The 13983-nt window shown below is 68.8% G+C and carries 10 protein-coding genes; 5 read left to right on the forward strand and 5 right to left on the reverse strand.

The genetic code is table 11. The features are described from left to right. Positions 1-329: 329 nt before the first annotated feature. A complete protein-coding gene (locus tag BI335_RS21970; RefSeq protein ID WP_229117626.1) occupies positions 330-767 on the reverse strand; it encodes a peptidase associated/transthyretin-like domain-containing protein in 438 nt (145 codons plus the stop codon). Between the two features lie 192 nt (positions 768-959). Between BI335_RS21970 and BI335_RS21975 the strand changes: the two genes are divergently transcribed. The 4 genes from BI335_RS21975 to hchA all read left to right on the forward strand — a co-directional run bounded on the left by BI335_RS21975 (position 960) and on the right by hchA (position 7538). Further along, positions 960-1259: a hypothetical protein gene (locus BI335_RS21975; RefSeq protein ID WP_229117625.1), complete on the forward strand. Its 300-nt coding sequence runs from the start codon at positions 960-962 to the stop codon at positions 1257-1259. A gap of 215 nt (positions 1260-1474) precedes the next feature. Next, positions 1475-4354, forward strand: coding sequence for a 5'-nucleotidase C-terminal domain-containing protein (locus BI335_RS12165; protein WP_094431245.1), 2880 nt, complete (start codon positions 1475-1477; stop codon positions 4352-4354). Positions 4355-4545: 191 nt separating this feature from the next. Beyond that, positions 4546-6552 (forward strand): family 16 glycosylhydrolase, encoded by a 2007-nt coding sequence (locus BI335_RS12175; protein ID WP_166646797.1) that lies wholly within the window; start codon positions 4546-4548, stop codon positions 6550-6552. A 119-nt stretch (positions 6553-6671) separates the two neighbouring features. Continuing rightward, positions 6672-7538, forward strand: a complete 867-nt coding sequence (hchA, locus tag BI335_RS12180; RefSeq protein WP_094402378.1) for a glyoxalase III HchA — start codon at positions 6672-6674, stop codon at positions 7536-7538. 75 nt (positions 7539-7613) lie between these two features. Here hchA and BI335_RS21475 read toward each other — a convergent pair whose 3' ends face one another. Then, a complete protein-coding gene (locus BI335_RS21475) occupies positions 7614-8708 on the reverse strand; it encodes a hypothetical protein (protein ID WP_166646780.1) in 1095 nt (364 codons plus the stop codon). A 706-nt stretch (positions 8709-9414) separates the two neighbouring features. On the opposite strand from BI335_RS21475, the gene BI335_RS12195 reads away from it, so the two are divergent. After that, entirely contained in the window at positions 9415-10176 is a 762-nt protein-coding gene (locus BI335_RS12195) for a DUF4282 domain-containing protein (protein ID WP_094431249.1), read from the forward strand. A 74-nt stretch (positions 10177-10250) separates the two neighbouring features. Here BI335_RS12195 and BI335_RS12200 read toward each other — a convergent pair whose 3' ends face one another. From BI335_RS12200 to pdhA, 3 genes are read right to left on the reverse strand one after another with little or no spacing between them, the layout of a single operon-like run. Continuing rightward, on the reverse strand, positions 10251-11732 hold the full coding sequence (locus tag BI335_RS12200) for a dihydrolipoamide acetyltransferase family protein (protein ID WP_094431251.1): 1482 nt from the start codon (positions 11730-11732) through the stop codon (positions 10251-10253). Continuing rightward, the gene (locus tag BI335_RS12205; protein ID WP_208109262.1) at positions 11732-12736 is read right to left on the reverse strand and encodes an alpha-ketoacid dehydrogenase subunit beta; all 1005 of its coding nucleotides are present in this window, start codon (positions 12734-12736) and stop codon (positions 11732-11734) included. The genes BI335_RS12200 and BI335_RS12205 overlap by 1 nt, the downstream gene beginning before the upstream one ends. Continuing rightward, positions 12736-13887, reverse strand: coding sequence for a pyruvate dehydrogenase (acetyl-transferring) E1 component subunit alpha (gene pdhA, locus BI335_RS12210; protein WP_229117624.1), 1152 nt, complete (start codon positions 13885-13887; stop codon positions 12736-12738). Before pdhA ends, BI335_RS12205 begins: the two co-directional genes overlap by 1 nt. Between the last annotated feature and the right edge of the window lie 96 nt (positions 13888-13983).

Raw genomic sequence — 13983 nt, forward strand, 5'->3', positions numbered from 1 at the left:
TGGTCATCATCGGCCGGCTGCGCCGCGACCCCGACACCCAGGCCTACTTCCACCGACGCACCAGCGAACACAAGACCCGCGCCGAAACCATCCGATGCCTCAAACGCCACCTCGCCCGCACCATCTACCGAAACCTCAAAACCGACCTCATGACCACTTGACGATCTATAGGACCGTCGCTCGCTGCGCGAGCTACTCGATGAACGTGAGCAACCGCTCGCTGCGCGAGCTACTCGATGAACGTGGGCAACTGCACGCTGCGCGAGCTACTCGATGAACGTGGGCAACCGCTCGCTGCGCGAGCTACTCGATGAACGTGAGCAGGACAGTCACCGCGGTGGGCGGCCACCCATCCCGCCACCGCCCGGGGCGGTCGTGGTGTCGATGGCGACCGGCAGCGACCCGGCGTACCCCGAGGCCACATCCCCAGTCATCGTCGGGAGCTGCAGGTTGACGTCACCGTCGCCGAAGAGGCGGTCGTCGGCCGGCTGGGTGCCGACCCGGTCCAGATTCCTTGCCGAGTTGGGATAGCGGCCGTCCGCGTACACGGCCGTGAGCATGTCCGCCGGGAAGGCGACCTGTGAGGTGGCGATCGCATTCTGCACATCGGTCGCCGAGGCCAGGTCGCCGAAGACCTCGAAGTGGAAGTGCGTCCACCGCCCCTGATAGCAGCCGGGCACGATCGTGGTGAAGGTGACCCGACCCTGGTCGTCGGCGACCTGGATGCCGCGCAGCCAGGTCTCGTTCTCGACCCCGTCGGTGTACATCGAATAGCCCCCTGCGCGTCGCAGTGCCACAGATAGACCGCCGCGCCCGCGAACGGCACGTTGCCCTTCGCCATGTCGGTGAGCGTGAACGTGAAGGTCAGCGGTACGCCGGCCACGGGTGTTCCGCCGCCCAGGTTGGTGCGGATGTCGCTGCGCTCGATCCCTGACTGCCGGAGGATGTTCAGGTCTGTGGTGCCGTCCGCTGGGTACGGCCCGTTCGTCTCCTCCGGGATCTCTCCCACCGCGGTACCGGAGGTCGCCGCGGCCGACTCCGTGGTCGCACCGACGCCGGTCGTGCACGCCGCCAGCGCCGCCACCCCGCCGGCGCCCAGCAGCCCCAGCATCCCGCGGCGACTCAGCACGGTCCGGATGTCGAAGGCCGCGCCCTGGTCGATGACCTCCTCGCCGGGCCGGTCGAGCAGTCGTCCCTGGTACGCCGGGCCGGCGGGGGTCTGCTTCGGTTCTGGGCTGTTCGTCATCGGTGTCTCCTGACTGTCACTCGGTCGAGGACGACTCTCCCCCGCATACCTGCCCACCCACTGTCCCTGCCCTGTCCAACGGCTGTGGACGGGTTCCGGGCAAAGGAAACATTCCGCCAACAATCGTCGACATCGGTTGCGGCCGGGTTGGCCGAGGCATTTGGGTGGTTCGGGGCACCGGGTTCGCCCTGCCCTGAGTTCGCTCTGCCCATTCTGACTAGGAGAGTCATGCAGATTCCTGGCTGGTTCCGGGGAGCCGCCGCCACGGCGTGCGCCCTCGGCCTCGTTGCCGGGCCGGTTGCGACGGCGTACGCCGCCCCGACGCCCACCCCGTCACCCTCGACGACGCGCACCCCCACGCCCACCCCGTCCGCCCAGTCCTCGTCCGCGCAGTCCCCGACCGCGAGCACGACCGCGAGCGCCACGCCGTCGCGTACGCCGGCGAAGGTCAAGGCGACCCCGGCGGCACAGTGCGTCAACGAGAGCAAGCTGACGCTGCTCGGCTTCAACGACTTCCACGGCCGACTGGCCCAGAGCAACCCGGACACCGTCGGCTTCTTCGGTGACATCGAGAAGCTGCGCGCCGAGGCCGGCGGCGACGCCAACACGATCCTCTACGGCGCCGGCGACTCGGTCGGCGGTTCGCTGTTCACCTCCGCCTCGCAGGACGACAATCCGACGATCGACATCCTGAACGCGGCCGGCGTCGACGGCAGCGCGGTCGGCAACCACGAGTTCGACAAGGGCGCCAAGGACTTCACCGACCGGATCGTTCCGCGGGCGAAGTTCCCCTACACCGCCGCGAACATCGTCAGCACCAGCACCGGTCAGCCGATCGCCCAGCCCTACACGATCTTCGACAAGGCCGGCCTGAAGGTCGCCGTCGTCGGCGCGGTCACCGGGGATCTCGGCTCGCTGGTCTCCCCCGCCGGGATGGAGGGCTGGAAGGTCACCGATCCGGTGGACGCGGTGAACGCCCAGGTCGCCCAGCTCAAGGACGGCAACCCGGCCAATGGTGAGGCCGACCTGGTGATCGCCTCCTTCCACGAGGGTTCCCCGGGTTCGACCACCGAACCGACGACCGCCCCGCCGTCGGCGCCGGCGTTCGACCGGATCATCAACGGCACCGATTCGCGGGTGTCGGCGATCCTGAACGGCCACACCCACCAGACCTACGCCTACCAGGCCCCGGTCCCCGGGATGACCGGTGTCACCCGTCCGGTCATCCAGACCGGTTCGTACGCCACCAACATCGGCAAGATCGAACTCGGCTTCGACCCGGCGACCAAGCAGGTCGGCTGCTATTCGGTAACCAACATCAAGTCGACGATGACCTCCGCCACCGCCACGGCCACCTATGAGCGGGCCCGGCAGGTGAAGACGATCCTGGACGAGGCGCTCGCCCAGGCGAAGGTTGTCGGCTCCCAGGTCGTCGGTGAGGCCACCGCGCCGATCGCCCGCGAGGCCGGCGCGAGCCGCAACCGCGAGTCGGTGATGAGCGACACCGTCGCGCAGATGTTCTATGACCAGCTGTCGGCAGGCAACCCGAACTTCATCGGCATGCAGAACCCCGGTGGCACCCGCGCCGACATCAACGCCGGCGAGATCACCTACGAGGAGGCCGCCTCGATCCTGCCGTTCGCCAACTCGCTGATGACCACCGAGATCACCGGTGCCCAGCTGAAGACGGTGCTGGAGCAGCAGTGGCAGCGCGATGCCGCCGGCAACGTGCCGTCGCGGCCCTACCTGCAGCTCGGACTGTCGCGGAACGTCAGCTACACCTACGACGCCTCCCGCGCCGAGGGCGATCGGATCACCTCGATCGCGATCAACGGCAAGGCAGTGGATCCGGCCGCGAAGTACACCGTCGGTTCCGGCTCCTTCCTGATCGCCGGCGGCGACAACTTCTTCGAGCTCGGCAAGGGCACCAACACCAGGGACTCCGGCCGGGTGGACCTGGAGGCGTTCGTCGACTGGGTGAAGAAGAACACCCCGCTGTCGCCGAGCTACGCCCGCCAGTCGGTGTCGATGACCCCGAAGGCCGACGTGCTCGAGGAGGGGAAGGCGACGACCTTCAGACTCGGCGTACCGAGCACGGTCGCCCCGGACACCATCGACATGACCGTCAACGGCACCACCGCCCCGCCGCAGCCGAACACCAGGGTGGTCGCGACCATCAACGACCAGCAGGTCGGTGAGGCCGCGATCAGCAACGGCCAGGGTGAGCTGACGGTGACCCTGCCCGCGGGAATGCCGGCCGGCCCGGCGATCCTGAAGCTGGTCGCCAGCCCGACCAACACCACCGCCTACGTCCCGGTCACCCTGCAGCCGGCGTACGGTCCGCTCGGCAAGCCGATCGGCAACAAGTTCTGCGGGCTGCGCGACGGCGGCTGCGGTCAGCACTTCGAGAACGGTTCGGTCTATTCCTCGCCGAACACCGGTGAGCACGTGGTGAAGGGCGCGATCCGCGACAAGTGGGCCGCGACCGGCTGGGAGACCGGCAAGCTGGGCTACCCGACGAGCGATGAGTTCTGCGGGCTGCGCGACGGCGGCTGTGCCCAGCGCTTCGAGGGCGGGCTCATCTACTGGACCCCGGCAACCGGCGCGTACCCGGTCTGGGGTGCGATCTCGGTGGCGTACGCCGACGTGCGCTGGGAGACCAGCAAGCTCGGTTACCCCACCTCCGATGAGTTCTGCGGACTCCGCGACGGTGGTTGCGCCCAGCGCTTCACCGGCGGCCTGATCTACTGGTCGCCGGCGTCCGGACCGGCCCCGGTCTGGGGAGCGATCGGGCAGAAGTACGCCGACCTGGGCTGGGAGACCGGTCAGCTCGGCTACCCGCTCGGCGGGGAGTTCTGCGGACTCCGCGACGGCGGTTGCGCCCAGCGCTTCCAGGGCGGCTCGATCTACTGGAGCCCCGCCTCCGGCGCCCACCAGTCCTGGGGCCTGATCCGCGACTACTGGGCCGGCAACGGCTGGGAGACCGGCCGCTTCGGCTACCCGGTCTGGGACGAGCAGTGCGCCCCCAACGGCGACGCCTGGGAATGCCGCCAGTCCTACCAGGGCGGTGTGATCACCTACAACAGCCGGACCGGGATGCGCGGCTGACCCACCGCACACCCCGAACCGACGGCGCCCTCTCCACCCGGAGGGGGCGCCGTTGGCGTACCCGGAGATAACGAACCGGCAACTGTTCCTCGCAACTGCTCTTATCGGCCGCTCACCAGGTGGTCGACTACGTCTTGGCGCACTGTTCGGGGCGCGCCGACACGGGGACACAGGACACGGGGAGTCCGACGATGCAGTCATGGCAACGGAGCATGCTCGGCGGTCTGCTGGCCGCAACACTCGGTCTGGCGTTGAGCACGCCGGCGTACGGGGCACCGACACCGACACCGACCGGGACACCGAGGACGGCGACCGCGAAACCCACACCGACCCGGACGGCGACACCGACCCGGACGGCGACACCCACACCAGCGGCGACACCGACGCCGACGGCCGCGCGCACGGCGGCGCGGGCATCCGCACCGCGGGTCGGCACGCTGAGCCAGGAGTTCGACGGCCCGGCCGGCTCCGCCCCCGACCCGACGGTCTGGGGTTACGAGGTCGGCCGCGGCTTCCAGGGCTGGGGCAACTGGGAGAAGCAGTTCTACACCGACAGCCGGCACAACTCGTGGGTCGACGGGCAGGGGAACCTGGCGATCCAGGCCAAGTACGAGCAACCGGGCGCGACCATGCAGTACGGCGACGATGCGGGCAACTCGAACTACTGGGAGACCCAGTGGACCTCGGCCCGATTGGTCACCAGGGACAAATTCCAGTTCACCTACGGCCGCGCCGAGGCCCGGATCAAGGTGCCGCAGGGCACCGGGATGTGGCCGGCGTTCTGGTCGCTGGGCAGCGACAACGCCACCAACCCGTGGCCGGACTCGGGCGAGATCGACATCTTCGAGGGCGCTTCGTGGAATCGGAACTCCACTCTCTCCAACGTCTTCGGCGGGCCGTCCTGGGACAATTTCCGCTCGATCCCGAAGTGGACCGATGTGGGCGCCCCGCTCGGTGCCGGCTTCCACACCGTCGCGGTCGAGTGGACCCCCGACACGCTGCAGTTCTTCATCGACGGTCAGCTGCACCACGAGGTGACGCGGGCCAACATGGGCAGCGACTGGCGGGCGGACAAGGCGAACTACCTGATCCTCAACGTCGCGGTCGGCGGCAACTTCGGCGGCCCGTTCGACGCGAACAGCGGTTCGGACGCGACGATGCTCGTCGACTACGTCCGGGTCACCGACAACCAGCAGGTGCAGCAGACCGGCCCGCTGGCGATCAGCCGGTCCTGGACCGCCAACGGCGGGCTGGCAGGCAAGCTGGGTGACACCCCGCGCGATCGGGCCACCACCCGCTGTGATCTGCGCGACGGCGGCTGCGTACAGGCCTTCACCGGTGGCCTCGGCTACTGGTCACCGAGCAGCGGGGCGCATCCGGTCTGGGGCGAGATCGGCAAGAAGTACGCCCAACTCGGCTGGGAGACCAGCACGCTGGGTTACCCGACCTCCGATGAGTTCTGCGGGCTCCGCGGCGGAGGCTGCGGGCAGGCGTTCCAGGGCGGCATGCTCTATTGGTCGCCCGCCACCGGGGCGTACGCCGTCTGGGGTGAGATCGGCAAGAAGTACGCCCAACTCGGTTGGGAGACCAGCACGCTGGGCTACCCGATCAGCGACGAGTTCTGCGGGCTCCGCGACGGCGGCTGCGCCCAGCGGTTCTCCGGCGGGTTGATCTATTGGACCCCGGCAACCGGGGCCCACCCGGTCTGGGGCGCGATCGGACAGCGGTACGCGGACCTCCGCTGGGAGAACAGCCCGCTGGGTTACCCGACCAGCGACGAGTTCTGCGGACTCCGCGACGGCGGCTGCGGGCAACGGTTCTCCGGTGGCTACATCTACTGGACGCCCGGCACCGGTGCCAGCCCGGTGTGGGGTGCGATCGGGCAGAAGTACGCCGACCTGGGCTGGGAGACCGGTCAGCTCGGCTACCCGCTCGGCGGGGAGTTCTGCGGTCTGCGCGACGGCGGTTGCGCCCAGCGCTTCCAGGGCGGCTCGATCTACTGGAGCCCCGCCTCCGGCGCCCACCAGTCCTGGGGCCTGATCCGCGACTACTGGGCCGGCAACGGCTGGGAGACCGGCCGCTTCGGCTACCCGGTCTGGGACGAGCAGTGCGCCCCCAACGGCGACGCCTGGGAATGCCGCCAGTCCTACCAGGGCGGTGTGATCGTCTACAACAGCCGGACCGGGATGCGCGGCTGACCCACCGCACACCCCGAACCGACGGCGCCCTCTCCACCCGGAGGGGGCGCCGTCTGCATATCTGCGTCGCGCGGGGGCATTGCTACGGTCGAGCGCTACAACGCCAGAGAGGATTGCAGATGACCGACTCCACGAGCAGCCAGGATCGCAAGCCGACGCCGGATCCGGCCGAGAACGACGCGTACTTCCCGAGCCCCTACTCGCTGTCCCAGTACACCGCGGACAAGACGGACTTCGACGGTCTGGGCACCGAGGACACCTACACCGGCGGGCGCTGGAAGGTCTTGGTCATCGCGACCGAGGAACGCTACATGCTGATGACCAATGAGAAGTTCTTCTCCACCGGCAATCATCCGGTCGAGACGCTGCTGCCGATCCACCACATCGCCAAGGCTGGTTACGGGATCGACGTCGCCACCATCGACGGCGGGCCCGGGAAGTTCGAGTGGTGGGCGTACCCCGACGCCGATGACGCGGTCAACGAGACCTGGGAGGCGACCAAGGAGAAGTTCAAGTCGCCGCTGACGTTGTCGGAGGTGATCGCCGGCGGTCTCGACGACTACGCCGCGATCTTCGTCCCGGGTGGCCACGGTGCGATGAACGTCATCCCGTTCAGCACCGACGTGCAGGCCGCGCTGGAATACTTCCTGACCAACGACCGGTTGATCATCACGCTCTGCCACGGGCCCGCGGCGCTGCTGGCCGCCGGGATCGACAGGGACAGCAACCCGTTCGCCGGCTATCGGATCGAGGCCTTCCCCGATTCGCTCGACTTCGGCGCGAACCTGGAGATCGGGTACCTGCCCGGCCCGATGCCGTGGAAGCTCGGGGAGACGCTGCGCAAGGACGGGATCGAGGTCGTCAACGACGACATGAGTGGTGCCACCACCCGTGACCGGAACCTGCTGACCGGGGACAGCCCGCTGGCCGCCAACCAGCTCGGCAAGGATTCGGTGGAGGCCCTGCTGGCCCAGTTCGGCGACTGAACTCGCGGCCCCGGCAACGGCAACGGCGCTCCCTCCACGCGGAGGGAGCGCCGTTGGCGTTCGGGCTGGTGCTACTCAGACACCGGTGCTGGACAGGCCACCGGCGGTCTCCGGCATCCCCGGCTGACCGGGCGTCCCCGGGTGGTCCGGGTGTGCCGGGTGGGCCGGATGTGCCGGGTGGTCACCGGGCGGGCACGGGTTCTCCGGCGTCCCCGGGTGTCCCGGGTGACCCGGGTGGACCGGGTGCTCACCGGGCGGGCACGGCGTCGGGGTGTGACCCGGCTTGGTCGGCGTCATGGTCGGCGTCGGCGTGACCGGCTTGGTCGGGGTCATCGTCGGGGTCGGCGTGACCGGCTTGGTCGGCGTCGGGGTCGCGGTCGGCGGCTTCACCAGGGCCGGGCAGACGACGTTGGGATCACCCAGGTTCAGGTCCTCCACCTTGGTCTGGTCGTGCACCCAGATGCCGAGCGGGATCTCGTGCTCGGTCGACGGGCCACCGATCTGGAAGCGCCACTTGCCGGAGTTGCCCAGCTTGTTGCAGTAGACCTGCTTCAGCTTGCCCGGCTGGGTCGGCGTCGCGGTCGGCTTCGGCGTCATCGGCGGGGTCATCGTCGGCGTGGGCGATGCCGTGGGCTTCGGCGACGTGGTCGGCGTGGGCGATGCGGTCGGCTTCGGCGACGTGGTCGGCGTGGGCGACGCGGTCGGCTTCGGCGAGGTGGTCGGCGTCGCGGTCGGCGGGTTCACGATCGTCGGGCAGTAGACGTTCGCGTCACCGAGCATCGCGGTGGCCTCGGCCTCGCTCTGGGCGTACTGGCCGGTGGGGTACTCGTGCTCGGTCGACTGGCCGCCGATCGAATACTTGTACTTGCCCGAGTTGCCCAGCTTGTTGCAGTAGATCTGCTGCAGCTGACCGTTGTTGCCGGGGCTGCGGGTCGCGGTCGGCGTCGACGTGGTCGTCGTGGTCGTCGTCGGCTTCGACGTGGTCGTCGTCTTGGTCGGCTTGGGCGACTTGGTCGGCTTGCCGGGCGCCTCAGCAGTGGGCTTGCTGGTCTGAGTGGGCTTCTGCGTCGCGGTGGGCTTGCCCTGGGCGCTCGGCGTCGTCGCTGCCGCACCGGGCGTGGGCGTTGTGCCAGCCGCGTTCGCCGCGACCGCTCCAACCCCGGCAGTCACGAGCCCGATCACCGACATGGCGATCAGGGAACGCGATCTGGGGGTTCCGTGGTTTTTATGGTCAGGCATTATCTGCACTTACCCTTCTGATTTTTGATTGCGAAAATTCGACCTGTGACAGGGCATGATTCAGCGCAGCTGGAACCAACTCGAAAACGGCAATCACATCGCCGCAGCAGCACAATTCAGTGCATGCGGAAAAGCGTGATGTCGACCACCGGACCGCGCCCTGGGGCGCTGCGCCGATCAGAAGGACGGGCGGGCAGAGTGCGTGTGGATTCGTCTCAGCGACGATGCTGTGGCGGATCCGTCAGCCAGGTGGAGGTTGCGGCAGCAACCGGCATCACCAACTGGGCGACTGACTCTGACCGGATTCCCCGTCCGGACAACTCAGCTTCGTCGCCTGCTGCGCCTGAAATGATGACTTCGTCTGAAGCCCACCGACGATGGGTCGATGACAATGTCCCCGTACATGTCTTCCCCTCTCTGGCCCAGGTCCCCTTGTGGGCCAGCACGTGCAATATATCGCCATCCCGAAACCCGTGCCAGCAATTCAGAAAGAAATTCTCAGACTCGAGGTGACCTGAATTTCTACGGCAGGTGATGCCACCTCGACCCCGGTCGCCACCCACCGATTGCGGTGAATCGCAGCGGCCCGCCGCACAGCTCCACCGCCTGACCCGCGGCTCGGGGCAGAATGCGGGGCATGTCCTATGACCAGTACGGCCAGTCCGGCCAGCAGAACAACCCCCAGGGCTGGGGCTCGGGCGAGGGTGAACAGAACCCCTGGTCCAACCCCCAGGAACAAGGCTTCTCGCCCCACCCCACCGATCAGCCCGCCTCCCAACCCTCCGCGGGCTATCCCGGCTCCCAGCCCTCCGCCGGTTATCCCGGCTCCCAGGCGTACCCGGGTTCCCAGCCGTCCGCCGGCTACCCCGGTTCGCAGGCCTCCGCGGCCTACGGCTACGACACGAACCAGGGCTACGACCCCGGCCAGCAACAACCCGGCCAGCAGCAGTCCGGCCAGCAGGCGGAGCAGGGCGCCTGGACCGCCCAGCAGAGCCAGCAGGCGCCGCCGCAGTCCGGCGGACTGCAGACCGTGCAGGTCGGCCAGGGCTCCCAGTCCAAGGGCCTGTTCAGCACCCTGTTCGACTTCAGCTTCACCGAGTACGCCACCCCTGCGCTGGCCAAGATCCTCTACATCCTCGGCATCGTGCTGGGTGTGCTGGGTTGGCTCAGCGGCCCCGCGCAGATCCTCGTGCTCGGCAACTTCATGAGCGCGCTCAACCCCTACGGTGGCGGCGGGGGCGGTGGGTCGGTGGTGCTCGCCCTGCTCGGGCTGATCATCGGGCTGATCCCGCTGGCCTTCTGGATCATCGGGCTGCGGATGGCCCTGGAGTTCGTGCTGGCCACCGTCCGCACCCAGCAGGACACCGCGGCGCTGCGCGCCGAGCAGAACAACGACTGAGCCTCACCCGGGCGTACCGGTGGTCTTCGCGGACCAGCCGGTACGCCCGCCGGCTCGGCGGCTTCGACAGCTCGTCAGAACAGCAGCGCCATCCCGGGATCGCTGACGATCCGGGCCACGTCGGCGAGGAACTTCGAGCCCTGCTCGCCGTCCACCAGCCGGTGGTCGAAGGAGACCGCCAGGGTGGTCACCCAGCGCGGTTCGATCCGCTCCTCGGCGCCGCTGCCGACCACCCACGGTCGGCGCTGGATCGCTCCCACGGCAAGGATTCCGGCCTCCCCCGGGTTCAGGATCGGGGTGCCGCCGTCGATGCCAAAGGTGCCGATGTTGGTGATCGTGAAGGTGCCCCCGGACAGGTCGGCCGGCTGACTGCGGCCCTGTTTGGCGACCGAGACCAGCTCGTTGAGCGCCTCGGCGAGCTCACCCATCGACATCCGGTCGGCGCCCTTGATGTTGGGCACCACCAGACCGCGCGGGGTGGCCGCGGCGATCCCCAGGTTGATCTGCGGGTGGTAGACGATCTCCTGGGCGGCCTCGTCCCAGGAGGTGTTCAGCTCCGGATTGCGGCCCACCGCGAGCAGCGCGGCACGCGCGACGAGCAACAGCGGCGACAGGCGTACCTCGCGGAAATCCCTGTGCTGCTTGAGTTTGTCGAGCAGCTCCATGGTCGCGGTGACATCGCAGGTGACCCATTCGGTGGCATGCGGTGCGGTGAACGCCGAGGACACCATCGCCTCCGCGGTCATCTTCCGGACGCCCTTGATCGGCACCCGACGCTCGCTCGGTATGCCACCAGCGGCCGCGGCCGGCTGCGGCTGCGCCGCACCACCGCCGGCACCCGCCTGCTGGACGTCCTCGCGGGTGATCACACCGCCCTCTCCCGAACCGTTCACCCGGCTCAGGTCGACGCCGAGATCCCGCGCGAGCTTGCGGACCGGCGGCTTGGCCAGCGGCCGACCGTCGCCGCTGTCCGCCGGCGCCTCGTCCAGTGTCGACAGCCGGGCCGGGTGGCCCGGGGAGGGCAGCTCACCGGCGCGCGGCAGACCCTCCAGGTTTCCGCTCAGGGGTTCGCGGACATCGGCCCGGCGGCTGACCGGCTCCTTCATCTCGAAGGTGCCGGTGACCTGCTCGTGCGCGGCCGCGGTGGCCTCGGCGGTCGCCGGATCGGTCCGCTGGCCACGTCCCTTACGGGCCCGGCGAGTGGTGCTGCCCTCGACCGCGCCATAACCGACCAGGTTCGGCGTACGCTTCTGCTCCCCGTCACCCCGGGCCTTGTCCTCGGTCTGCCCGGCACCCGGTTCGGCCGGCGCCTCGTCCCCGGAGCCGTCGTCGATCTGGATGATCGGCGTACCGACGTCGACCGTCTCGCCGGCCGGCACCATGATCTTCGCGACCGTACCGGCCCACGGGATCGGCAACTCCACAAGGGATTTCGAGGTCTCCACCTCGACGACGATGTCGTTGATCTTCACCGTGTCACCCTCGGCGACGCGCCAGGTGACGATCTCGGCCTCGGTCAGTCCCTCACCGGGGTCGGTGAGCTTGAAAACCTTCATCAGTACTCCATCACGCGGTCGACGCCATCGAGGATCCGGTCCAGGTCGGGCAGGTACTCCTCCTCGATCCGGCTCGGCGGGTAGGGGATGTCGTAGCCGCCGACGCGGACCACCGGTGCCTCCAGTTCGAAGAAGCACTGCTCACTCAGCCGGGCGGCGAGCTCGGCGCCCATGCCGAGCGAGACCTGGGCCTCGTGCACCACCATCGCGCGCCCGGTCCGGCGGACCGAACCGATGATCGTGGTCATGTCCAGCGGGCTCAGGGTGCGCAGATCGACGACCTCGATCGAGGTGCCCTCCTCCGCGGCCGCGGCCGCTGCGGCCAGGCTGGTCTTCACCATCGGGCCGTAGGTGAGCAGCGTCAGGTCGGTGCCGGAGCGGACCACCTGAGCCTGGTGCAGCGGGATCGGCGGGATCGACGGATCGACCTCGCCCTTGTCGTGGTAGCGCCGCTTCGGCTCCATGAAGATGATCGGGTCGTCGGAGGCGATCGCCTGCTGGATCATCCAGTAGGCGTCCTGCGGGGTGGCGCAGGAGACGACCTTGAGCCCGGGGGTGTGCGAGAAGTACGCCTCCGGTGACTCGGAGTGGTGCTCGACCGCGCCGATCCCACCACCGAAGGGAATCCGGATCACGATCGGCATCGGCAGCAGCCCGCCGGAGCGGTAGTGCATCTTGGCGACCTGGGTGACGATCTGGTCGTAGGCGGGGAACACGAAGCCGTCGAACTGGATCTCCACCACCGGCCGGTAACCGCGCAGCGCCATCCCCACCGCGGTGCCGACGATGCCGGACTCGGCCAGCGGGGAGTCGATCACGCGGTGCTCGCCGAAGTCCTTCTGCAGGCCCTCGGTGATCCGGAAGACGCCGCCGAGCTTGCCGATGTCCTCGCCGCAGAGCACGACCTTCGGGTCGGCCTCCAGGGCCTTGCGCATGCCGGCGTTCAGCGCCTTGCCGAGCGTCATCTTCTGCGCCTTCGCCGGCGCCTGGCCCTCGTCGCTCATCACGCCTCCTCGCCCACGCCGGAGGCGTCCAGTTCGAACGATTCGGCGTACGCCCGGTAGCGCTCCTGCTGACCGCGCAGGTAGTTGGTCTGGTCGGCGTACGCCAACTCGAACATGTCACCCAGTTCCGGATTCTCCAACGACAGCGTGCGTTGCCGCAGATCGGCGGCCAGATCGTCGGCCTCGGCATCGAGGTCGTCGAAGAACTTCTTGTCCACCGCACCCTTGCGCAGCAGGTACGCCCGGACGCGCTCGATCGGGTCCTTCAGCTTCCAGGTCTCCAACTCGTTGGCGAGCCGATATTTGGTCGGATCGTCGGAGGTGGTGTGCGCCCCCATCCGATAGGTGAACGCCTCGATGAACGAGGGCCCCTCACCGTTGCGGGCCCGGTCCATCGCCCAGCTGGTGACCGCGTAGACCGCGAGCACGTCGTTGCCGTCCACCCGCAGGCCGGGGAAGCCGAAACCGTGTGCCCGCTGGTAGAGCGGGATCCGGGACTGCCGCGCGATCGGCTCCGAGATCGCCCACTGGTTGTTCTGGCAGAAGAAGACCACCGGCGCGTTGTAGGAGGAGGCGAAGATGAACGCCTCGTTGACATCGCCCTGGCTGGTCGCGCCGTCGCCGAAGTAGGCGATCACCGCGGCGTCCCGCTCGGGGTCGCGGTTGCCGACCAGGCCGTCGTTGGCGATGCCCATGCCGTAGCCGACCGCGTGCAGGGTCTGCGAGCCGATCACCACGGTGTAGAGATGGAAGTGGCCCTCGTTGCCGGCCCAGCCGCCCATGTCGACGCCGCGGAACAACGCGGTCAACCGGACCGGGTCCACGCCACGGACCCAGGCGACGCCGTGTTCGCGGTAGGTCGGGAAGATCGCGTCCTGGCTGCGGGCGGCGCGCCCGGAGCCGACCTGTGCGGCCTCCTGGCCCAGGCAGGGTGCCCACAATCCCAGTTCGCCCTGTCGCTGCAGGGCGGTCGCCTCGGCGTCGATCCGCCGGGTCAGCACCATGTCACGCAGGAATCCGGCGATCTGTTCGTCGCTGCCGTCGAAGGAGAAATCGGGATGACTGACCCGCTCTCCCTCCGGGGTCAGCAGCTGCACGGTGTCCGGGGAATCCCCGGACTGTGGCGGTCGGACCGCATTGCCTTCGGTCACCACTCTTCCTCTCCTCGGGTGCGGGGTCGCCGCACATCGGTGACAATGCACCGCACCCGGTTGGTCCACGGCAGCACTGCCCGAAGTTGTCCGTCG

This window comes from Enemella evansiae, assembly GCF_002250705.1.
Lineage (GTDB): Bacteria > Actinomycetota > Actinomycetes > Propionibacteriales > Propionibacteriaceae > Enemella > Enemella evansiae.

Excerpts from the sequence above, each read along its gene's own strand:
- BI335_RS21970 (WP_229117626.1), bottom strand. The coding sequence starts at position 767 with ATGTACACCGACGGGGTCGAGAACGAGACCTGGCTGCGCGGCATCCAG.
- BI335_RS12165 (WP_094431245.1), top strand. The coding sequence starts at position 1,475 with ATGCAGATTCCTGGCTGGTTCCGGGGAGCCGCCGCCACGGCGTGCGCC.
- BI335_RS12175 (WP_166646797.1), top strand. The coding sequence starts at position 4,546 with ATGCAGTCATGGCAACGGAGCATGCTCGGCGGTCTGCTGGCCGCAACA.
- hchA (WP_094402378.1), top strand. The coding sequence starts at position 6,672 with ATGACCGACTCCACGAGCAGCCAGGATCGCAAGCCGACGCCGGATCCG.
- BI335_RS12195 (WP_094431249.1), top strand. The coding sequence starts at position 9,415 with ATGTCCTATGACCAGTACGGCCAGTCCGGCCAGCAGAACAACCCCCAG.
- BI335_RS12200 (WP_094431251.1), bottom strand. The coding sequence starts at position 11,732 with ATGAAGGTTTTCAAGCTCACCGACCCCGGTGAGGGACTGACCGAGGCC.
- BI335_RS12205 (WP_208109262.1), bottom strand. The coding sequence starts at position 12,736 with ATGAGCGACGAGGGCCAGGCGCCGGCGAAGGCGCAGAAGATGACGCTC.